This is a genomic window from Demequina muriae (genome assembly GCF_030418295.1).
GTDB classification, from domain to species: Bacteria; Actinomycetota; Actinomycetes; order Actinomycetales; family Demequinaceae; genus Demequina; species Demequina muriae.
This window is the reverse complement of record NZ_JAUHQA010000001.1, coordinates 2,296,481-2,316,130: the sequence shown is the minus strand read 5'-3', so window position 1 is coordinate 2,316,130 and position 19,650 is coordinate 2,296,481. Positions and strand designations below refer to the sequence as shown.

Genomic DNA, 19,650 nt, shown 5'->3' with positions numbered 1-19,650 from the left:
ACGGCGGGATTTGTCCCCCGTCACGACCGTGACACAAGGGGGCACGGGATGGCGCACCACGATCTGCTGTTTCACCAGACCTTTCACGACTCGCCCATCGGCATGCTCATCGCCGATGCCGAGGGGAAGGTCGTGTCCGTCAACCGGGCGTTCACCCACATGTTCGGTCACGACGGTGCGGTGCTCGAGGGACGACGGGCGGAATCGCTCACGCATCCCGACGACGTGAGCCGCGAGCGCGAGCTCGTGCATCAGCTCGTCGCGGGACACCACGACTCGTACCAGGTCAACAAGAGGCTGCTGCACCGCTCAGGGGACGTGGTCTGGACACGCTCCACCGTGTCGAAGGTGGTGGACGACGCGGGCGACGCACGCTACGTCGCCCAGATCGAGGACGTCACCGAGGTGCGCAAGGCCAAGGACCTGCTGTCGCGGCGGACCCTCCACGATCCCCTCACGGGGCTCGCGAACCGCGCGCTCGTCCTGGAACGACTCACGGTCTCCCTCGACGCCCACCGGGAGCGCGACACCACCGTCGCGTGCCTGTTCCTGGACATCGACCACTTCAAGCTCATCAACGACTCGCTGGGCCATGAGGCCGGCGACACCCTCCTCGTGGAGCTCGCCCGTCGCATCCAGCACGCGGTGCGGGCAGGCGACACGGTCGCCCGCCTCGGCGGCGACGAGTTCGTGGTGGTGCTCGAGGACATCGCGGACCAGGGAGTGGCGGAGGACCTGCTCACCATGGTCTCGACTGCAGTCCAGTCGCCGTTCATGGTCGAAGGGCACGAGGTGGTGCCGACCGTGAGCGCCGGCCTCGCACTCGCCGAGCCCGGCATCTCGGCCGAGTCATTGATGCGCAACGCGGACACCGCGATGTCTCACGCCAAGGCGAGCGGGCGGAACCGCAGCGAGGTGTTCACTGCGCACCTGCGCGAGAACGCCCTGGTCAGACTGTCCATCGAGGCGGAGCTGCGGTCCGCGATCCGCGAGGGCGAGCTGGTGGTGCACTATCAGCCCATCGTGGACCTGGAGTCCAGGACCACCGTGGCCCTCGAGGCGCTGGTGCGCTGGAACCACCCCACCCGCGGACTGCTCCTGCCCCAGCACTTCATCGACGTCTGTGAGGACGCGGACCTGGTGGTGCCGCTGGGCGCCTTCGTGCTGCACGAGGCATGCCGGTTCATCGCTGATCGGCCTGATTACACCGGCCGGGTGCTCGTCAACGTGTCGACCCGTCAGATCGGGGCGGCCGACCTCACGCGAGTGGTGCGCGCCGCGCTCGAATCGTCCGGAGTCCACCCGTCGCGGATCGGGCTCGAGATCACCGAGTCCGGAATGCTGCTCGCCACCCAGGCGGCGCACGCGGACCTGACCTCTCTGAGCGCCATGGGCGTCGATCTCATCATCGACGACTTCGGCACCGGCTACTCGGCGCTGTCCTCGGTGCTGCAGAACCCCGTCGCGGGCCTGAAGCTGGCCCGCGAGTTCACGCTGCGACTGGGCGACCGGTCCACGGGTGACCGCATCTCGACCGCGGTGGCCACGCTCGTCAACAGCCTCGACATGTACGGCGTCATCGAAGGCATCGAGACCGAGGCGCAGTACCGACAGGCGCTGCGTCACGGCTGGCGGCTCGGGCAGGGATTCCTGTTCAGCCATCCGCGTCCCGCGGAGCAGATCGACACGAGCCGATTGGAGCGCTCGCCGGAGCCGCTCGCGGCTGGCTAGGGTGCGACTGTGGAGCCATTCATCGTCCTTGCCGCCGTGGTCATCATCGCCGCGCTGGCGGCGGTGCAGCGACACCAGCGCGCGACGCGCCGGCGGGAGCCGGTCCGCCGCCGCCCGTCGCACCAGCGCCCTCACGGCGCCCATGCACCGCATCGCCACTACCCCGGGGACTACACGGGGCGGGTCGACCTGCGCTATGCGCCGCGTCACGACGGCCAGCCCGATCCCGGCGAGATCGTGTGGACCTGGGTGCCCTTCGAGGAGGACCACGCTCGGGGAAAGGACCGGCCGGTGCTGCTCATCGGGCACGACGGCACCTGGCTGCTCGGAATCCAATTGTCGAGCAGGGACCACTACCTCGACGAGGCGCAGGAGGCGCGGCGCGGGAGGCACTGGCTCGGGATCGGCGCGGGACCGTGGGACGCCAAGCGGCGCCCGTCCTCCGTGCGACTCGATAGGATCATTCGGGTGGACCCCCTCGCAGTGCGCCGTGAGGGCGCGATGCTCAGTCGCCGAATGTTCGACGAGGTCGCACGTTCGCTTTCAGCGCTGCATCACTGGTAGCATCGGAAGCCGTGTGTGAGCGCGCTCGCGCTCCATTCCAGAATTTTCCCATCATCGCAGAAGGACTGTCGTGGCAAATATCAAGTCGAAGATCAAGCGCATCGGCACGAACGAGAAGTCGCGCCAGCGCAACGTGGCCGTGCGTTCGGAGCTCAAGACTCACGTGCGTCGTGTCCGCGAGGCCGTCGCCGCTGGCGACAAGGCCGCAGCCGAGACGGCGCTCAAGACCGCCCTCACCAAGCTGGACAAGGCCGCTTCGAAGGGCGTCATCCACCAGAACCAGGCGGCGAACCGCAAGTCCTCGCTCGCCAAGAACGTCGCCGCTCTCTAGCGACTTCTGAGCCAAGAGCCCCGACGCGCCGCATCGGCGTGCGGGGCTCTTGCCGTGCATGCCGATATCGTCTCGACCGTGACCCGCGCCCCGGCCGCTCCCCGAACCTGGCACCTGCCTGCATCGGGACGCCATTCGGGCGCGTCACGACGGGTGCTCCTGGGCCGTCAGGGGATCTTCACCGCTGATCGCGATCTCTACGCGTACGAGCTGCTGTTCCGCGCCCCCGGTCGTGTGGGGCTGCGCGTCGACCTCTGGAACTCGCGCCAACAGGACCGCGCGACGGAGCACGTCGTGGCGGCCGCCTTCCACCTCGACGAGCGCCCACCGCTCGACCAGCTGGCGTTCGTCAACTTCACCCGCAGCTACCTGATCGAGCGCGACTGGATCGGCTTCGCGCCCGACCAGGCCGTGATCGAGGTCGTGGAGTCCGCGTTCGCGGACGAGGCGCTGCGCGACCGCGTGCGCACGCTGCGAGCGGAGGGCTACCGGGTCGCGATCGATGACTTCGTGGGCACCACGTCACAGTTGGCGCTGCTCGAGCACGCCGACTACGTGAAGATCGACGTGCGGGACCTCGCCGCACGCGGCCCCGATCTCGCCACCGTGGGACGCAGCCCCGGCTGCACCATGATCGCGGAGCGCGTCGAGGACGCCGGCACCCTCGCGTGGTGTCAGGAGCTGGGGTTCGATCTCTACCAGGGCCACCTCTTCGAGCCCGCAATCATCATGGACCGCGGGCGTGACCCGCTGGCCGAGGATCAGTCCGCCGCCAGCTGAGCGACGCGCCTGACCACCCGCTCCATGGCGAAGTGCGGGGCACGGCCGCCGCCCTTGATGTCGGCGTCGGCCTCGGCGACCAGCTCGATCGCCTCGCCGAGCGTCTCCGCCGTCCATCGCCGCAGGTCGCGACGCGCGCGATCCACCTGCCAGGGCGCGATGTTCAGGTCCTTGGTGGGGTCAAGTCCGCGCCCTCGTGACGCCCCGACCTTGGCGAGCGTCCGCAGCTTGGCGGCGAGCGCCGCGGTCAGGGGCACGGGATCCACGCCCGAGGACAGCGCGTGGCGCGTCAGCGCGATCGCCTGCCGCACGTCGCCGGCGATGGCGGCATCGGCCACCGCGAACGCGGTGGCGTTGACGCGCGAGCCGTAGTATCGCGCGACTGACTCCTCATCGACGGTGCCCTCGACGTCGTTCATCAGCTGCTGGCATGCCGCCGCGAGCTCCGACACGTCGCCGCCGACCGCATCGAGCAGTCGGCGAGCCACCACGGCCTGCACCGGACGCCGCTCGCGCTCGAACTCGGCACGCACGAAGTCCACGAGCTCGGCGTCCTTCTTGACCGCCGGGCAGAGGTATTCGGGAACTCCCGCCTTGCGCAGGGTGTCGAGCAGGCGCTTGCCTCGCACACCCCCGCCATGCAGGATGACGACGACCACCTCAGGGTCCGGCGCCTGAGCGTACGCGAGCGCATCGGCCAGGAACTCGTCGTTCATCGCTTCGGCGCCTCGCACCACCACCAGGCCTGGCTCGTCGAACAGCGAAGGGCTCGCGGCGGCGAGCAGTGCGCCGCGCGAGTACGCGCCGGCGTCGAGAGCCGTGAGCGCGACTCCGGCACCCATCGCGCGGTGGATGAGCTCCACGGCGCGGTCGGCGAGCAACGACTCCGGTCCGCTCACGAGCACGAGTGGCGCGGGCTGTGCGCGGTGCCACGTCGGCTCGGCGGCGCGGGTACGGGGCGGCATGGGACTAGCGTGCCACGTCCGTCGGACAGCGCGACCACGTGAGCGCGCCGTCGACGGTGCCGAGGTGGACGTCGCCGCACAGATCGGTGCGCAGAAGCGCCTCCGCGCCAGCGCCGTACAGTTCGAGCGCCTCGTCAGTCGGGTGACCGTGCCTGTTGTCGAGCCCCACCGTGACGACCGCGACGACGGCGTCGATGCGTGCGGCGAGCGCCGGCAGCTGATCAGCCGAGCCGTGATGGGCGACCTTCACGACATCGACCGCGACCCCGCCACTCAACTGCGTCAGCAGGCCCTGCTGCCCCCGCCGCTCCAGGTCCCCCAGCGCAAGCAGGGTCGTCTCCCCCGCTGCCGCGTGAACGATCACGCTGGCATCATTGCCGTCCTCGCCCGGGTCCGCATGCGCCTCCGACAACACCGTCAACGCCACCCGACCCACCTGCTCCTGGCGTCCGGGGCGGGGCACCTCGACGGGCACGCCCGCGCCGGCGAGAGCGCTCGCTGCCGGGCCACGCGCTCCCGCCTCCGCCACCCAGGCCGATTCGACCGTCGCGGCCCCCAGCACGGACACCACGGCGCCGTCGTGATCCTGATGGGGGTGGGTGAGCACGAGTACAGGAACGCGCTCCACCCCGTGGCGCTCCAGGCAGGCCGACGCGCCGCCGCCGGGCGGGCCGGTATCGATCACGACCGCTGCACCGGGCGCCGCCCGCAGCAGGAGCATGTCACCTTGACCGACGTCGCAGACGGCAATGTCCCAGTCCCGCATGACGGGGCTCTCCGCTCCCGCCGCGACCGCAAGGCTCGCGCCTGTCAACGCGCACGCCCCGACGAGGGCGGCGACGCGCCTGCTGGGGTGATGAAGCACGGTCGCCGCGATGAGGCAGGCGGTGACGAGTGCCGCCAGGATCACGCCGAGCACGCCCGCCGGCCACGACAGCCAGGAGCCTGGCGCACCCGCGCTCACACGCGCGATCATCGCGATCGCCGAGGCGCACAGGCCGGCCAGCTGCGCGGCGGCCGCCGCCGCCCAGGGGAAGCCAGCCGCGAGCACGAGCGTCGTCGCTCCCACGAGCATGGTCGGCAGCACGGCGATGCCGGCGGCCAGATTCGCGATCACGGCGTAGGGCCCGAGGCGCGGCTCGATGACCACGAGCACCGGCGTGACCGCCGCCTGCGCGACGATGGGGATCGCCGCCACTCGCGCCAGGCCGGGCGTCACCACGCGAGCGAGCGTCACCGCGACGCGTGGCGACCACAGCACGATCGCGGCGACCGCGAGCACGGACATCGCGAACCCGAGCGACCCCGAGAGCTCCGGCTCGACCACCATCAGCACGGTGACCGAGGCTGCGAGGGCCGCGAGTCCTCGCGCCGGCCGTCCCCACGCCGTGGCGAGAGCGACGGCCACCGCCATCCCGAGCGCGCGCAGCACCGAGGACTCCGCCCCCACGAGGGCCGCGAAGATGACCGCCACCGCAAGGATCACTCCCGCGCGGATCGCGCGCGGTGCGCGCATCGCCGCCATCGCGCCACCGCTCGCCATGATGAGGATCGCGAAGTGGGCTCCCGACACGGCGGTGAGATGGGCGAGCCCCGCCACGCGCATCTCCCGCTCCTGCGACGGCGGCATGCTCGAGGTGTCCCCCACGACCATGCCGCGCACGAGGCCGCGGGACGAGGGGTCTACCCCAGCCGTCGCTCGGTCGAAGCTCGCGCGCCATGCGACGAGCAAGGATGGCGGGCCGACCTCGACAGTGCGAGCGTCCCACGCGACCGCTGCCGCACGGCCACGGTCCGACGCGACCCAGAGAGCCTCGACTCGGAGCGCATCTCCCCGGCGTGGCGGCGCCTCCAGTGACACCATCACCGGGGCGTCGGATGCTCTCCACGGCGCACACGAGGGCGGCTCTCGACACTGCGGACGCCACGCGGAGACGGTCGCAGCGACCCGGTGGCGTTCGCCCCCGTCCCACCCCGTGAGCGGGGTGGCCTGACTGGTCACCGTGATCCACGCCTCAGTGTCGCCAGCGGCGATGATGGCCTCGCCGGACGCTGCCTCGCGATCACCTTGAGCCGTGGCCACCCCTGTCACGCCACCCGCGACCGCGCACACGAGGGCGCACGTCGCCGCGATTCGCGATCCCCGCAGCATCGCGACTGCGGCCCCGCCGCATCCGAGGCACACGAGGAGCACGGCGACCCCGAGGGGCACACGCCCCCCGGACGTGGCGACGAGCGCCGCAGCCCACGCCGCACCGGCGGCTGGCACCAGGCGCGCGTCGTGAACAGTGCTCACGCGACCGCGGAGTCGGCCAGGCCTGCGACGAGAGCGTCGCCGACACCGCTCACGCGCGTGAGGTCCTCGAGCGACGCAAAGGGCCCGTTCGCCTCCCGCTCCGCAACGATGCGCTCGGCGATCACGGGTCCGATGCCGGGCAGCTCCTCGAGCTGCTGGGCCGTGGCGGAGTTGAGGTCGACCGGCCCCGCCGGAGCGGCCTGGCCGCTCGCAGCGACGGGCTCTCCCACCTCCGGCACATGAATGTGCTCGCCGTCGTGGGGCCGGCGAGCGAGATTGACCGCTCCGAGGTCGGCGGACGGCGCCGCTCCCCCGGCGCGATCGATCGCGTCCGCCACGCGCGCATCGGCGCTCAGCGTGACGAGCCCCGGCTCATCGACGGCGCCGCTCACGTGCACCACGACGGCCGTCGTCGTGGGCGTCGGAGAGACGCTCAGGCCATGGCCCACGACGGCAGAGACGGTCGGCGAGGCCGCGGCCGAGGACTGGACATGGGCCGGCAGCGGTGGCTCCGCACGGGCGACCCACCATGCCCCCAGCGCCAGGAGCACGAGGGCCACGGCGGCGGTCGTCGCGACCCGGGGCTCGAGTCGCCACCGCACTCGGGTCGCATCGTCGACGATCTCCCTGCCGTATGCGGCGGCGTACGCGCGAGACGCGACCCGCGAGGCGCTGTCGGCCCAGCGCGCGGGGACGTCCGCTCCGGGTGGCTGCGACAGCGCGTCGCGGTCGCCCGGAGGGCCAGGGGGACGGGGAGACGGGGGCACGCGAGCACCGTAGATCGGGTCCGTCGGCTAGCCCGTCGACCACCGCAGTGCGTGGTGGGGTCGGGAGGTCAGTCGAGCCCTGGGGACGGACGGCGGTCGTCAGGAGGCGGCGTCATCGCACGCGTGCGGGGAGGTCTGCCGCGACCGCCGCGAACGTGCCCGGACCCGTGTGAACCGCGAGCACCGCGCTCACCGGGGTGCGCACCAGCAGCCCGAGATCCGGGTGGCGCTCCTCGAGGTCGTGGGCGGCCTGATCCCCGTACGACGCGTCACCCAGCATCATGACGGCCGATGCGGGCCTCGCCATCGGGGCCATCGCGGCCTCCGCGCGTGCCAGCACCGCAGCCCGGGCCCGGTGCGTGCTGCGCACGCGCTCCACCATCGCCACCTCGCCATCGACGAGCTCGAGAACCGGCCTGACGCTGAGCACTCGCCCGACGGCGGCGACCGCAGGCGAGACCCGCCCTCCGCGTCGCAGGAAGTCGAGAGTATCGACCGTGAACACGCACTGTGAGCTCCGTGCGACCCGTTCGGCCTCGGCCGCCACCTCGGCAGGGCCGGCGCCTTCACGTGCGAGCGCCGCGGCGGCGATGGCGGCGAAGCCGGTGGCCATCGCCAACGTCCTGGAGTCGACCACGGTCACGGGCACGTCGGCCGCCGCCGCGGCGGACCGCGCCCCATTGACCGTGCCGGACATCTTCGACGAGATGAGTACCGCGACGACGTGAGTCGCGCCTTCCCGAGCGGCCCGCGCGAACGCGCGCTCGAAGGCCGCGACGGACGGCTGCGACGTGCTCGCCTCGCGCCCGGCGATCAGGGCCTCGATCACCTGGTCGGCGCCCATCCGCTCGCCCTCGTCATGGGCCTCGCCGTCGATCACGACCTGGAGCGGGACGACGCCGATCCCCCACGTGCGTGCCAACGCCGGCGGGAGCGACGCCGCCGAGTCGGTGATGACGGCGACGGCTCCTGACATGGGGGTCAGCGTACCGACCGTGACGCCAGCGCGCTGCGCCGCCCCTCGCAGACCATGCCTGCGCGCTCGAGCTGCGTCGCTAGACGGGGACGATGTTCACGAGCCTCGGCGCACGGACGATGACGGTGCGAATCTCGGCGCCGTCGAGCGCGCGCTGGATGGCGGGCGACGCCATCGCCGCGGCCTCCAGGTCACCGTCGCTGATGTCCGGCGACACCTCGAGTCGGTCCCGCACCTTGCCCTTGACCTGCACGACGCACGTCACGGTCTCCTCGACCAGCAACGACTCGTCGACGGCGGGCCATCCGGCGCGGGCCACGTTCTCGCGGCCCAGCATCGCCCACATGTCCTCGGAGCAGTACGGCGCGAACAGGCTGAGCAGGATCGCGACCGCCTCAGCGGCCTCACGCACCGCGGGGTCCGCCGCGCCCGGTCCAGAGTCGATCGCCTTGCGCGTGGCGTTCACGAGCTCCATGATGCGCGCGACGACCACGTTGAATCGGAAGCCCTCGACGAGCGACGCGCAGTCGTGAAGCGTGCGGTGGGTCACGGCACGCAGTGCGGCGTCGCCGGTGGCGGCGTCGGCATCGGGCGTGGATTCGACATCCCGTGCCAGCCGCCACGCACGCGCCAAGAACTTCGCGCTGCCGGCGGGCGAGACGTCCGCCCAGTCGATGTCGTCCTCCGGAGGGCCGGCGAACGCCATGGTGAGGCGAATCGCGTCGACGCCGAACTCGTCGAGCTGATCGCTCAGACGCACGAGGTTGCCGCGGCTCTTCGACATCGCGGAGCCATCCATCTGCACCATGCCCTGGTTCAGCAGGGCGCTGAAGGGCTCCTCGAAGTCGACCATCCCCATGTCGTGAAGGGCCTTGGTGAAGAAGCGCGCGTACAGGAGATGCAGGATCGCGTGAGTGACGCCGCCCACGTACTGGTCGACCGGAGCCCACCGCGCGGCCTCGGCAGGGTCGAACGGGCCGTCGGTCTTGCCGGGAGAGAGGAACCGCAGGAAGTACCAGGACGAGTCGACGAAGGTGTCCATCGTGTCGGTGTCGCGCCTGGCGGGACCGTCGCACCGGGGGCACGTGGTGGTGACCCAGTCGGTGGCGGCACCGAGGGGCGACGTGCCCTTGGGCTTGAGGTCGAGACCGTCAGTGGGAGGGAGCTCCACCGGAAGCTGGTCATCCGGCACCGCGACCTCGCCGCAGGCGTCGCAGTGCACGATCGGGATGGGCGTGCCCCAGTAGCGCTGACGCGAGATCAGCCAGTCGCGGAGCCGGTAGTTCGTCGATGCGCGGCCCCTGCCCTCGGTCTCCAGCCGAGCAGTGATCGCGGCGATCGCTCGCTCCTTGTCCAAGCCGTCCAGGTCTCCGGAGTTGATCAGCGTGCCGTCGCCCGTGGTCGCGACGCCGGACTCGGCCGGGTCGGGAAGCGACTCCCCGTTCTCGTCACGGCAGTCCAGCACCGCGCGCACCGGCAGGTCCATGGCGCGTGCGAAGTCGAGGTCGCGCTGGTCGTGCGCGGGCACTGCCATGATCGCGCCGTGCCCGTAGTCGGCGAGCACGTAGTCGGAGGCCCAGATCGGCAGCCGCTCGCCGTTGACCGGATTGATCGCGTACGCGTCGAGGAAGACGCCCGACTTGGGTCGCTCGGTGCTCAGGCGGTCGATCTCGCTCGAGCCGCGCACCTGTTCGAGGTACGCGTCGAACTGCTGCTGGACGCCCGCATCGGCCCGCTGGGCGATCTCCGCAGCGAGGTCGGAGTCCACGGCCACCACCATGAACGTGGCGCCGAAGAGAGTGTCGGGGCGCGTGGTGTAGATGTCGATCGGCTCGTCGCGGCCCTCGATGCGGAACGCGACGTCGGCACCCGTCGAGCGCCCGATCCAGTTGCGCTGCATCGCGATGACCTTGGACGGCCACGTGGCCTGCAGGGTGTCGAGGTCGTCGAGCAGTCGGTCCGCGTAGTCCGTGACCTTGAAGTACCACTGATTAAGCTTCTTCTTGGTGACGGGGGTGTCGCACCGCTCGCAGAGCCCGCCGACGACCTGCTCGTTCGCGAGCACGGTCTGGTCCTTGGGGCACCAGTTGACGTTGCTGTGCTTGCGGTAGGCGAGTCCGCGCTCGTGCAGACGGGTGAAGATCCACTGGTTCCAGCGGTAGTAGTCCGGCCGGTGAGTCGCGAGCACGCGGTCCCAGTCGAAGGAGCACGCGTAGCGCTCCATCGAGGTGCGCTGCTGCGCGATGTTGTCCTCGGTCCAGCCGCGGGGGTCAAGGCCGCGGGTGATCGCGGCGTTCTCGGCAGGCAGGCCGAACGAGTCCCACCCGATCGGGTGCAGCACGTTGAACCCGCGCTGCGTCCAGTAGCGCGCGATCACATCGCCCAGCGCGTATGCCTCGGCGTGACCCATGTGAAGATCGCCCGAGGGGTAAGGGAACATGTCCAGCACGTACTTGGTGGGCCGCTCGTCGTCCGGCCCGCCGGCACGGAACGGCTGAGTGCGGCGCCACTCGGGCAGCCAGCGCTCTTCGATCGCGCGGAAGTCGTAGCGGTTCTCGTCGGTCTCGGGGCTCGCAGCAGTCACCCGGCGATTCTATCGGCGACCACGGCCGCTCCTTCCCGGTGGTCGCCGCGCCCCTCAGGACACCTGGGTGACGGAGACCGTGACGTCCAGATGCTCGGTGCTGCCCGCGACCACGCCGGTGAGCGGCGGAATGTCGGAGTACTCACGGGCCCGACCCACGATCACGTGATGGTCGCCCACCTCGCGGTCGTTCGTGGGGTCGAAACCGGTCCACTCCCCCGTCCACCACTCGATCCAGGCGTGAGACTCGCCGTTGACGGTCTCGCCGATCTCGGCATCCCGCTTCGGGTGCAGATAGCCGGACACGTACCTCGCGGGGATCCCTACGCTGCGCAGCGCCCCGGCGGCGAGCTGAGCCAGGTCCTGGCAGACGCCCGACCGCGCGTTCCACGCGTCCGATGCGGCGGTGTGCACGTTCGTCGCTCCCGGCACGTACTGGATCTCGTCGTAGAGGAACTGGCAGATCGCACGCGCCGTGTCGTCTGGGGTCATGCGGCCTGCGGCCTCGCTCGCGAAGTCGGCGAGCTCGGGAGGGGGTTCCGTCATCGCGGAGTGATCGAGGTACTCGCACAGCAGGTCCTGGAACCGCGGACCGTGGAGCGTGTCCCAGTCTGCGCGCTCTGCACGGACGGGTTGGGGCACGATCTCGACCAGCGAGGAGCCGAGCACCGTGAGCGTGCGATGGGGCAGCAGGACCTCGAAGGCCGTGACGTCGCACTCCCAGTAGTCCCGGTACGTGGTCCGCCACGACACCGGAGAGATCTCGACCTTGGAGTCGAGCACTCGCTGGCGCGGCAGCCAGGCGGGCGTGAGGCGAGCCTCGTTGTACGACGACGGCACATCCTTGCCGTACCGGAAGTGCGTGCGGTGCTCGATCTTCAGCTGGGTCACAGTGCCTCCTGGTTCCATGCGACCGTCGCGGCCGGCAGGAAGTAGCGGTCCCGAATCAGGTCCGAGGCCGTCGCGCACGCGCGCTGGACCTCGTGCATCTGGGGCACGAGGTCGTCGAGGATGTCGCGCACGGGGCTGTACTCGAGATTCGTGCGTGCGCGCCCGAGCGCGAGGCGCGCCCGGCCGGCGAGCGCCCGGTTCGACTCCGAGCCCTCGATCTCGGTGAGGATCGTCTCGGCCCGGTCGAGGTTGTACGCGATGGACCGTGGGAACAGTCGATCGATCAGCAGGAACTCGGCGGCGCGCTCCTCGGTCACGAGCGCACGCACCGTACGGAGATAGGCCTCGTGGGCCGAGCACGTGCGCAGCAGCGTGGTCCAGTTGGGCCCGGTGGTGCCCTCGAGGCTGCGGGTCATGAGCAGGCGGGCGATCATGTCTGCTCGCTCGAGCGACCGTCCCAGCTCCATGAAGTGCCACGCGTCGTCACGCGACGTGGTCGCCGACGACAGTCCCCACACGATGGCCGCCCGCTCGCGGACCCAGACGAAGTACTCGTGAGGCCGGGACGCCCGGGTCCATCGCGGCAGGCCCATGCGCGTGGTGTTGAGCGCCTCCCACACCTCGGTGCTGATCACCTCGCGGGCGCGACGGGCATTCTCACGCGCAGCGGTGAGGGTGCCGGCGATCGACGCAGAGCTGCCCACGTCGAACGCGAGCTTGCGCAGCACGTCGTCGCGGTTCACCTGGTCCTCGTGAGGGATGTTCATCACCGACAGGAGCGACGCGTTGGCGCTGGGCTCGTCGACCCACGGGTCCTCGAGCAGCACGTTGAGGTGCACGTCGAGCAGTCGGGCGGTGTTGTCCGCGCGCTCGACGTAGCGGCCGATCCAGAACAGTGACTCGGCGATCCGGCTCAGCATGGCTCGCTCCCTTGGGTCCGCTGCTGCTGTTGCTGCTGCGCCTGCTGCCCCGCGATGTTGTCCTCAGGGTGCGCGGCCTGCGGCACCGACGTCATCCCGCTCAACTCGATCCGCGACTCGGGTGGCGCCTGGGACGAGCCTCGGTGGCGTACTCCGCCGAGCACCCACGTGTCCTTGGACCCGCCGCCTTGAGACGAGTTCACGATGAGCTGCCCGCGTGCAAGCGCGACCCTCGTCAGGCCGCCGGGGAGGACCCACACGTCCTCGCCGTCGTTGATGGCGAAGGGGCGCAGGTCGACGTGGCGGGGCTCGAGGCCGTCGTCCGTCAGCGTGGGCACCGTGGACAGCTGCACGACCGGCTGCGCGATCCAGCCGCGCGGGTCGCGCAGAATCTGGTTGCGCACCTGCGCGAGCTCGTCCTTGGAGGCGCGCGGGCCGATGGTGACGCCCTTGCCGCCCGCGCCGTCGACTGGCTTGACGACGAGCTCGTCGAGGCGGTCGAGCACCTCTTCGCGCGCATCGGCCTCCTCGAGGCGCCAGGTGTCCACGTTCGGAAGGATCGGCTCCTCGCCCAGGTAGTACCGGATCAGGTCCGGCATGTAGGTGTACATCAGCTTGTCGTCCGCCACGCCGTTGCCGATCGCGTTGGCGATGGTGACGTTGCCCAGCCGCGCCGCGGTCACGAGTCCTGGGGCACCCAGCGCACTGTCGGAGCGGAAGGCGACCGGGTCGAGGTAGTCGTCGTCGACCCGGCGGTAGATCACGTCGACGCGGCGCCGGCCCGCCGTGGTGCGCATGTACACGCGTCCGTTGGTGGTCTCGAGGTCGCGACCTTCGACGAGCTCGACGCCCATCGTGCGGGCGAGCAACGAGTGCTCGTAGTACGCGGAGTTGTACACGCCCGGCGTCAGCACCACGATCGTGGGGTCATCCACGCCCTCGGGAGCGGATTTGGCGAGCGATGCCCGCAGCCGGCGCGAGTACTCCAGGACGGGCCGGATGCCCATTGCACCGAACATCTCAGGGAACATCTGCGACATCGCGCGCCGGTTGGACAGCACGTAGCTCACGCCCGACGGGACGCGCACGTTGTCCTCGAGCACTCGCCAGATGCCGTGCTGGTCCCGCACCAGGTCGATGCCTGACACGTGCACCCGCACCCCGTTGGCGGGCTCGACACCCGCGACCTTGCGGTAGAAGTGCGGCGACGTCGCGATGAGCCGCCGTGGCACGATGCCGTCGGTGACGCAGTGCTGGGAGCCGTACACGTCCGCGAGGAAGGCCTCGAGCCCCTTGACGCGCTGGGACACACCGGGCGAGATGATGTCCCACTCGTCGCCGCCGATGACGCGCGGCACGATGTCGAGCGGGAAGGGCCGCTCCTCGCCCGCGTGATCGAAGGTCACGCCCTGGGCGAGATACGTGTTGGCGAGCGCCTCGGCCCGTGACACGAGGTCGTCGCCGGACATGCGGTCGATCTCGGCATAGACGCGTGCGTACGGTTCGCGGATGCGTCCGTCGACGTCCATCGCCTCATCCCACGCCGCAGATGGCGCGTATCCGGTCCAGGGCGTCGAGGCAACGTCGTCGGTCATGTCCCCACGGTAACCGGCGTTGGTTGCCGGAACGTTTCCCGCCCCGCTCAACCGCGTGTCGACAGTCGGGTGCCGCTAGAGTCCCAGCATGGGATATCCGGAACGCCTGCTCGCTCCCGAGGAACAGCTGCTGCTTCATCGGCATCGTCACTGGAAGGCGCTCATCGCGCCCACGCTGTGGGGCGTGGCGCTCACCGGGGCCGGCGTCGCTCTCTACGCCTGGCTCGACAGCCGGGAGCTCGACGCGACGCTCGCCACCGTGCTCGACATCGCGCTGGTCGTGGTGTGGCTGGTGCTCGTCTCGTGGCTCGTGATCGCGCCGTACGTGCGATGGTTCACGACGCACTTCGTCATCACGGACCGGCGCGTGCTGTTCCGCACCGGCGTCTTCACACGGTCGGGGATCGACATCCCGCTGGCGCGCATCAACACGGTGCAGTTCCGTCACGGCGTCATCGACCGCATGTTCCGCACCGGAACCCTTGTGATCGAGTCCGCCTCCGACGACCCTCTCGAGTTCGACGACATCCCCCGGGTGGAGCGCGTGCACTCCATGCTGTACGACGAGCTGCACCACGAGATCGAGGACGACGAGCGTCGATAGCTCCGCCCGGCCGCGCGCTTCCCGCGTTCACGGCCCGTGCCCGGGCCCTGCGCACCCCCCGCAACGCGCCGGAAACCCGCTCCTGCCTACACTGACCTGACAGCCACCAGGAAGGGGCGGGACCATGACCGGTGCACGCGAGACGCCCGCGCTGGCGGGTGCCGCCGCGGCGGTCATCACCGTCTCCGACCGCCGTTCGGCCGGGCAGGCGGACGACACCGCGGGCCCCGCTGTCGCGGACGCCCTCCACGCCGCAGGCGCGGCGGTGGAGGCGTGGCTGGTGCCCGATGGGCGGGAATCGGTCGCCACCGCGATCGAACAGGCGCTGGCCTCCGGAGCCCGCCTGATCCTCACTGCGGGCGGCACGGGGGTGCATCCACGTGACGTGACCCCCGAGGCGACCCGGCCGTTCCTCGCCCGCGAGCTGCCGGGGATCCCCGAGCTGCTGCGCGCGACGGGTGCGCGCACGACGCGGACCGCCGCGCTCAGTCGTGGACTCGCGGGCGTGAGCGCCGGGCACGCCCCCGCGGTGATCGTGAACCTTCCCGGCTCCGAGGCCGGGGCTCGCGAGGGCATCGAGACCCTGCTGCCGCTCCTCGCTCACCTGCTCTCGCAGCTCGACGGCGGCGACCACTGATGGCGGTCGCGCTCGCGCGCATCTCGACGGAGACGTTGAGCCTGGACGCACACGTCGCCGCGGTCACGGGGCCCGGCCACGGCGCCATCGCCACCTTCATCGGACAGGTGCGCGACCACGACCCCAGCGTGGAGGGCGAGGTCACGCACCTCGAGTACTCCGCCCATCCCGACGCGGAAGCCGTCCTCGCCCGCCTCGCAGGTGAGAGCGCCGCTGACGACACCGCGGTCGCGGTCTCCCACCGCATCGGCCTCCTCGCCGTGGGCGAGGCGGCCATCGTCGCGGCCGTCGCGAGCGCGCATCGGGCCGATGCCTTCGACACCTGCCGGGCGCTTGTCGAGCGGGTCAAGGCCGAGCTGCCAGTGTGGAAGCGAGAGATCCTCGCGGACGGATCGCACACCTGGGTGGGCATCCAGTGAGCGACGCTCGACCCTCCGACGCGGCGATGGCAGGGGCCGCTCACCCCGGGCTCACCGACCGGTTCGGCCGGGAGCACCGCGACCTGCGGATCAGCCTCACCGACCGCTGCTCGCTCCGCTGCACGTACTGCATGCCGGCCGAGGGCGTGCCGTGGCTGAAGAGCGACACGATGCTCACCACCGACGAACTGGTGCGAGTGGCGCGCGTGGCCGTCGAGATGGGGATCGACGAGATCCGGCTCACGGGCGGTGAACCGTTGCTGCGGCCGGACGTCGTGGATGTGGTGGACCGGCTCGCCCACCTCGAGGGGCCCACTGGGCATCCCGAGATCTCCCTCACGACCAACGCGCTGCGGCTGCCGGCCCTCGCCGCTCCCCTGCGGGAGGCCGGACTCGCGCGCGTGAACATCTCCCTCGACACGCTGCGGCGCGACCGCTTCCGGGACCTCACTCGCCGCGACAGGCTGACCGACACTCTCGCCGGCATCGCGGCGGCGGACGCCGCAGGGCTGGCGCCCGTCAAGATCAATGCCGTCGCGATGCGAGGCGTGAACGACGACGAGATCGTGGACCTCACCCAGTTCTGCGTCGATCACGGGTACCAGATGCGGTTCATCGAGCAGATGCCGCTCGACGCGGGACACACGTGGGATCGTGCCGAGATGGTGACGGGCGAGGAGGTCCTCGCGGCGCTGTCCGCTCACTGGACGCTCACCGAGCGGGCCGGGCGCGGAGCGGCACCCGCTCAGGTGTGGGACATCGACGGTGGACCCGCCTCGGTGGGCGTGATCGCGTCCGTCACGCGGCCGTTCTGCGGCACGTGCGACCGGGTGCGGCTCACCGCGGACGGTCAGCTGCGCGCGTGCCTGTTCGCGCGCAAGGAATCGGACCTGCGCACTCTCATACGGGATGGCGCAGACGACGCGGCCGTCGCCGGCGCCATCGCAGCCTGCCTGCGGCTCAAGCAGCCGGGACACGACATCGCCGACCCCACGTTCCTGCAGCCTGATCGCCCCATGAGCGCGATCGGCGGCTAGATGAGGCGCGCATCGGCGGCGGTCGTGGCCGTGGCCGTCGCCGCCGGCATCGGTGCCTGCACCGCGACGGCTGAGCCGGATCCCACGCTGACGGTCTACGCGGCGGCGTCGCTCACCGACGTGTTCGCGCAGATCGAGGCGGACTTCGAGGACGCTCACCCCGACGTCGACGTGACGACCGTCTACGGAGGCTCGGCCGATCTCGCCGCGCAGATCGCGGAGGGCGCACCCGCTGACGTCTTCGCATCGGCGCATGCCGCGCCGATGGAGGCGATCGCAGGCGAGCTGGCCACCACCCCTGTCGCGTTCGCCACCAACACCCTGACCATCGCCGTGCCCTCGGGCAACCCTGCAGAGGTGACGAGCCTTGCCGACCTCGCAAGCGGCGGCGTCACCAGCGTCATCTGCGCGCCGCAGGCGCCGTGCGGAACGGTCACCGCCGCTCTGGCCGCGGCCCATGGCCTGGACCTGGCGCCCTCATCCATGGAGAGCTCCGTCACGGACGTGCTGGGCAAGGTCGCCTCGGGCCACGCCGATGCCGGGGTGGTCTACGCGACGGACATCGCGCGCGCCGACGGCGTCGAGGAGGTGACGATCGCGGGCGCCGGCGAGTCCGCCACCACCTATCCGATCGTGGCGCTCGAGACCGCGCAGGACCCCGACCTCGCGGCGGCATTCGTGTTGTACGTTGTGGGCGTGAAGGGCCAGGCAGTCTTGGCGAGCGCGGGGTTCGGTGCGCCGTGACGGGAGCCCTGCCTCGATGGATGATCCCCCTCGCCATCGTGTCGTCCACCATGGTGGCCCTGCCCCTGCTGGCCACGACTCTGCGGCTGGACTGGGCCCGACTCCCCGCACTCCTCACGGCGCCCGCGGCGCTGGACGCGCTCTCGCTCAGCCTCCGCACGGCCGCGATGTCCACGGTGCTGTGCATCCTGCTCGGCGTGCCGCTCGGCTACGCGCTCGCGACGTGGCGGTCTCGGTTCCGCCCCGCGGTGCGGGCGCTGGTGCTCGCGCCGCTGGTGCTTCCACCCGTCGTGGGAGGCCTTGCGCTGCTGTACGCCTTCGGACGGCGCGGCCTCATCGGTGGCCCCCTCGCGGACGCCGGACTGGATCTCGCGTTCTCGACGGCTGCGGTCGTGCTCGCCCAGACGTTCGTCGCGATGCCGTTCATGGTGCTGACCGTCGAGTCCGCAGTGTCGGCACGGTCGGGTCATCACGAGTCGCTCGCGGCGACGCTGGGAGCGGGGAGGTCAACGACGCTGTGGCGCGTCACCCTGCCTGCCCTGCGACCGGCGCTGGTCACGGGCACCGTGCTGACGTTCGCCAGGGCTCTCGGCGAGTTCGGCGCCACCCTCACGTTCGCGGGCAGCCTGCCAGGGGTGACGCGCACGCTGCCGCTCGAGATCTATCTGCGTCGCGAGACGGATGCCGATGCCGCGATCGCGCTCGCGATGCTGCTGGTCACCGTGGCGGTCGTCGTGGTCGCGGTGGCGTACCGGCCCGGCGTGCGGAGTGATCGGTGATGCTCACGGCCCGCGTGGTCGCACCCGCACGCGGCGTGGACGCCACGATCTCGGCGGAGGCGGGACGGACGCTCGCGCTCCTGGGCCCCAACGGGTCGGGAAAATCCACGCTGCTCGCCGCCATCGCGGGTCTCGTCAGGCCCGCGGCGGGGGCGGTCACCACGGGGACGCGCGTGCTGCACGACCTTGACGCCTCGCGTCCCGTGTGGCGGAGTCCCCGCGAGCGCCGGGTCGGACTCGTCACCCAGGGCGCGGACCTCTTCCCGACCATGACCGTGCTGGACAATGTCGCGTTCGGGCCCCGGTCGCAGGGCGCTCCGCGGGCCGATGCGCGCGAGCAGTCGGCCCGCTGGCTCGACAGCATGGGCCTCGGTGGGTTGGCCGACCGCAGGCCCGCCTCTCTCTCGGGCGGCCAGCACCGCCAGGTGGCGATCGCCCGCGCCCTGGCATCGGCGCCCGACGTGCTCGCCCTTGACGAGCCCTTCGCGGGGATCGATGTGGAAGCGGCCTCACAGCTGCGGACCTTCGTCGCGTCGTTCGCGAGCGACCTCACCGTGATCCTCACCACCCACGACCCGCTCGATGTCCACCTGCTCGCGCACGACGTCGCGGTCCTGGACCACGGCTCGGTGGTGGAACGCGGCACCGTCGCCGAGGTGCTCACCCGTCCACGCACGGGATTCGCGGCGCGCATGGCAGGGATGATGCTGCTCCATGGCACGGTGGGGCCGAGCGGCGAACTCGTGACGGACGACGGCATCCGCGTGGCCGCTCTCGCACCCCACCTGTCAGCGGGGCAGTCGGCCGTGGCGGCGCTCCGGCCACGGGCGGTGCGGCTCGCCGCGTCAGGCGGGATCCCCGACGTGATCCGCACTATCGAGCCGCGCGGCGATGTGGTGCGCGTCCATGGCGAACGCCTGGTGGCGGACATCGATCCGGCCTCGGCGGCCGGCCTGCTGCCGGGAGCGTCGATCGCGTTCGACGTCCCCCCTGTCGAGGTCTACGCGCCCTAGCCGGCGCGGGGGTTCAG

At 71.1% G+C, this 19,650-nt stretch carries 19 protein-coding genes; 11 read left to right on the top strand and 8 right to left on the bottom strand.

The window, feature by feature from the left end:
* Positions 1 to 48: 48 nt before the first annotated feature.
* From QQX02_RS10860 to QQX02_RS10845, 4 genes are all read left to right on the top strand, one after another.
* A complete protein-coding gene (locus tag QQX02_RS10860) occupies positions 49 to 1,731 on the top strand; it encodes a sensor domain-containing protein (RefSeq protein WP_301143074.1) in 1,683 nt (560 codons plus the stop codon).
* A gap of 9 nt (positions 1,732 to 1,740) precedes the next feature.
* Positions 1,741 to 2,295 carry a type II toxin-antitoxin system PemK/MazF family toxin gene (locus QQX02_RS10855; RefSeq protein ID WP_301143072.1) on the top strand — a complete coding sequence of 185 codons (555 nt, stop codon included), beginning with the start codon at positions 1,741 to 1,743 and terminating at the stop codon, positions 2,293 to 2,295.
* Between the two features lie 70 nt (positions 2,296 to 2,365).
* Entirely contained in the window at positions 2,366 to 2,626 is a 261-nt protein-coding gene (rpsT, locus tag QQX02_RS10850) for a 30S ribosomal protein S20 (protein WP_062133055.1), read from the top strand.
* 78 nt (positions 2,627 to 2,704) lie between these two features.
* A complete protein-coding gene (locus QQX02_RS10845; protein ID WP_301143070.1) occupies positions 2,705 to 3,406 on the top strand; it encodes an EAL domain-containing protein in 702 nt (233 codons plus the stop codon).
* Here the strand turns inward: QQX02_RS10845 and holA are convergent.
* From holA to QQX02_RS10805, 8 genes are all read right to left on the bottom strand, one after another.
* Positions 3,388 to 4,371: a DNA polymerase III subunit delta gene (gene holA, locus QQX02_RS10840; RefSeq protein WP_301143069.1), complete on the bottom strand. Its 984-nt coding sequence runs from the start codon at positions 4,369 to 4,371 to the stop codon at positions 3,388 to 3,390. The genes QQX02_RS10845 and holA overlap by 19 nt on opposite strands.
* 4 nt (positions 4,372 to 4,375) lie before the next feature.
* Positions 4,376 to 6,667, bottom strand: coding sequence for a ComEC/Rec2 family competence protein (locus tag QQX02_RS10835; RefSeq protein ID WP_301143067.1), 2,292 nt, complete (start codon positions 6,665 to 6,667; stop codon positions 4,376 to 4,378).
* Positions 6,664 to 7,434 (bottom strand): ComEA family DNA-binding protein, encoded by a 771-nt coding sequence (locus tag QQX02_RS10830; RefSeq protein WP_301143065.1) that lies wholly within the window; start codon positions 7,432 to 7,434, stop codon positions 6,664 to 6,666. Before QQX02_RS10830 ends, QQX02_RS10835 begins: the two co-directional genes overlap by 4 nt.
* 112 nt (positions 7,435 to 7,546) lie before the next feature.
* Positions 7,547 to 8,410, bottom strand: coding sequence for a DegV family protein (locus QQX02_RS10825; RefSeq protein ID WP_301143064.1), 864 nt, complete (start codon positions 8,408 to 8,410; stop codon positions 7,547 to 7,549).
* Between the two features lie 79 nt (positions 8,411 to 8,489).
* Entirely contained in the window at positions 8,490 to 10,994 is a 2,505-nt protein-coding gene (leuS, locus tag QQX02_RS10820; RefSeq protein ID WP_301143058.1) for a leucine--tRNA ligase, read from the bottom strand.
* A gap of 54 nt (positions 10,995 to 11,048) precedes the next feature.
* Positions 11,049 to 11,885, bottom strand: a complete 837-nt coding sequence (locus QQX02_RS10815; protein ID WP_301143057.1) for a transglutaminase family protein — start codon at positions 11,883 to 11,885, stop codon at positions 11,049 to 11,051.
* Positions 11,882 to 12,805, bottom strand: a complete 924-nt coding sequence (locus tag QQX02_RS10810) for an alpha-E domain-containing protein (RefSeq protein WP_301143056.1) — start codon at positions 12,803 to 12,805, stop codon at positions 11,882 to 11,884. Before QQX02_RS10810 ends, QQX02_RS10815 begins: the two co-directional genes overlap by 4 nt.
* Complete coding sequence (locus tag QQX02_RS10805) at positions 12,799 to 14,400, bottom strand: circularly permuted type 2 ATP-grasp protein (RefSeq protein ID WP_436968510.1); 1,602 nt, start codon at positions 14,398 to 14,400, stop codon at positions 12,799 to 12,801. Before QQX02_RS10805 ends, QQX02_RS10810 begins: the two co-directional genes overlap by 7 nt.
* An 88-nt stretch (positions 14,401 to 14,488) precedes the next feature.
* Here QQX02_RS10805 and QQX02_RS10800 point away from each other — a divergent pair, with 88 nt between their 5' ends.
* The 7 genes from QQX02_RS10800 to QQX02_RS10770 all read left to right on the top strand — a co-directional run bounded on the left by QQX02_RS10800 (position 14,489) and on the right by QQX02_RS10770 (position 19,633).
* The gene (locus QQX02_RS10800; RefSeq protein ID WP_301143055.1) at positions 14,489 to 15,004 is read left to right on the top strand and encodes a PH domain-containing protein; all 516 of its coding nucleotides are present in this window, start codon (positions 14,489 to 14,491) and stop codon (positions 15,002 to 15,004) included.
* Between the two features lie 124 nt (positions 15,005 to 15,128).
* Positions 15,129 to 15,641, top strand: coding sequence for a MogA/MoaB family molybdenum cofactor biosynthesis protein (locus QQX02_RS10795; RefSeq protein WP_301143052.1), 513 nt, complete (start codon positions 15,129 to 15,131; stop codon positions 15,639 to 15,641).
* Complete coding sequence (locus QQX02_RS10790) at positions 15,641 to 16,060, top strand: molybdenum cofactor biosynthesis protein MoaE (protein ID WP_301143051.1); 420 nt, start codon at positions 15,641 to 15,643, stop codon at positions 16,058 to 16,060. Before QQX02_RS10795 ends, QQX02_RS10790 begins: the two co-directional genes overlap by 1 nt.
* 26 nt (positions 16,061 to 16,086) lie before the next feature.
* The gene (moaA, locus tag QQX02_RS10785; protein WP_301143721.1) at positions 16,087 to 17,097 is read left to right on the top strand and encodes a GTP 3',8-cyclase MoaA; all 1,011 of its coding nucleotides are present in this window, start codon (positions 16,087 to 16,089) and stop codon (positions 17,095 to 17,097) included.
* Complete coding sequence (gene modA / locus QQX02_RS10780; RefSeq protein WP_301143050.1) at positions 17,098 to 17,841, top strand: molybdate ABC transporter substrate-binding protein; 744 nt, start codon at positions 17,098 to 17,100, stop codon at positions 17,839 to 17,841.
* A 20-nt stretch (positions 17,842 to 17,861) separates the two neighbouring features.
* The gene (locus QQX02_RS10775) at positions 17,862 to 18,620 is read left to right on the top strand and encodes an ABC transporter permease (protein ID WP_301143048.1); all 759 of its coding nucleotides are present in this window, start codon (positions 17,862 to 17,864) and stop codon (positions 18,618 to 18,620) included.
* A complete protein-coding gene (locus QQX02_RS10770) occupies positions 18,620 to 19,633 on the top strand; it encodes a sulfate/molybdate ABC transporter ATP-binding protein (RefSeq protein ID WP_301143719.1) in 1,014 nt (337 codons plus the stop codon). Before QQX02_RS10775 ends, QQX02_RS10770 begins: the two co-directional genes overlap by 1 nt.
* Positions 19,634 to 19,650: the final 17 nt, after the last annotated feature.

Coding starts and splice junctions, on each gene's coding strand:
- QQX02_RS10810 (WP_301143056.1), bottom strand. CDS start 12,805: ATGCTGAGCCGGATCGCCGAGTCACTGTTCTGGATCGGCCGCTACGTC.
- QQX02_RS10770 (WP_301143719.1), top strand. CDS start 18,620: ATGCTCACGGCCCGCGTGGTCGCACCCGCACGCGGCGTGGACGCCACG.
- holA (WP_301143069.1), bottom strand. CDS start 4,371: ATGCCGCCCCGTACCCGCGCCGCCGAGCCGACGTGGCACCGCGCACAG.
- moaA (WP_301143721.1), top strand. CDS start 16,087: ATGGCAGGGGCCGCTCACCCCGGGCTCACCGACCGGTTCGGCCGGGAG.
- QQX02_RS10805 (WP_436968510.1), bottom strand. CDS start 14,400: ATGACCGACGACGTTGCCTCGACGCCCTGGACCGGATACGCGCCATCT.
- QQX02_RS10825 (WP_301143064.1), bottom strand. CDS start 8,410: ATGTCAGGAGCCGTCGCCGTCATCACCGACTCGGCGGCGTCGCTCCCG.
- modA (WP_301143050.1), top strand. CDS start 17,098: ATGAGGCGCGCATCGGCGGCGGTCGTGGCCGTGGCCGTCGCCGCCGGC.
- QQX02_RS10775 (WP_301143048.1), top strand. CDS start 17,862: ATGATCCCCCTCGCCATCGTGTCGTCCACCATGGTGGCCCTGCCCCTG.
- QQX02_RS10795 (WP_301143052.1), top strand. CDS start 15,129: ATGACCGGTGCACGCGAGACGCCCGCGCTGGCGGGTGCCGCCGCGGCG.
- QQX02_RS10860 (WP_301143074.1), top strand. CDS start 49: ATGGCGCACCACGATCTGCTGTTTCACCAGACCTTTCACGACTCGCCC.
- QQX02_RS10800 (WP_301143055.1), top strand. CDS start 14,489: ATGGGATATCCGGAACGCCTGCTCGCTCCCGAGGAACAGCTGCTGCTT.
- QQX02_RS10790 (WP_301143051.1), top strand. CDS start 15,641: ATGGCGGTCGCGCTCGCGCGCATCTCGACGGAGACGTTGAGCCTGGAC.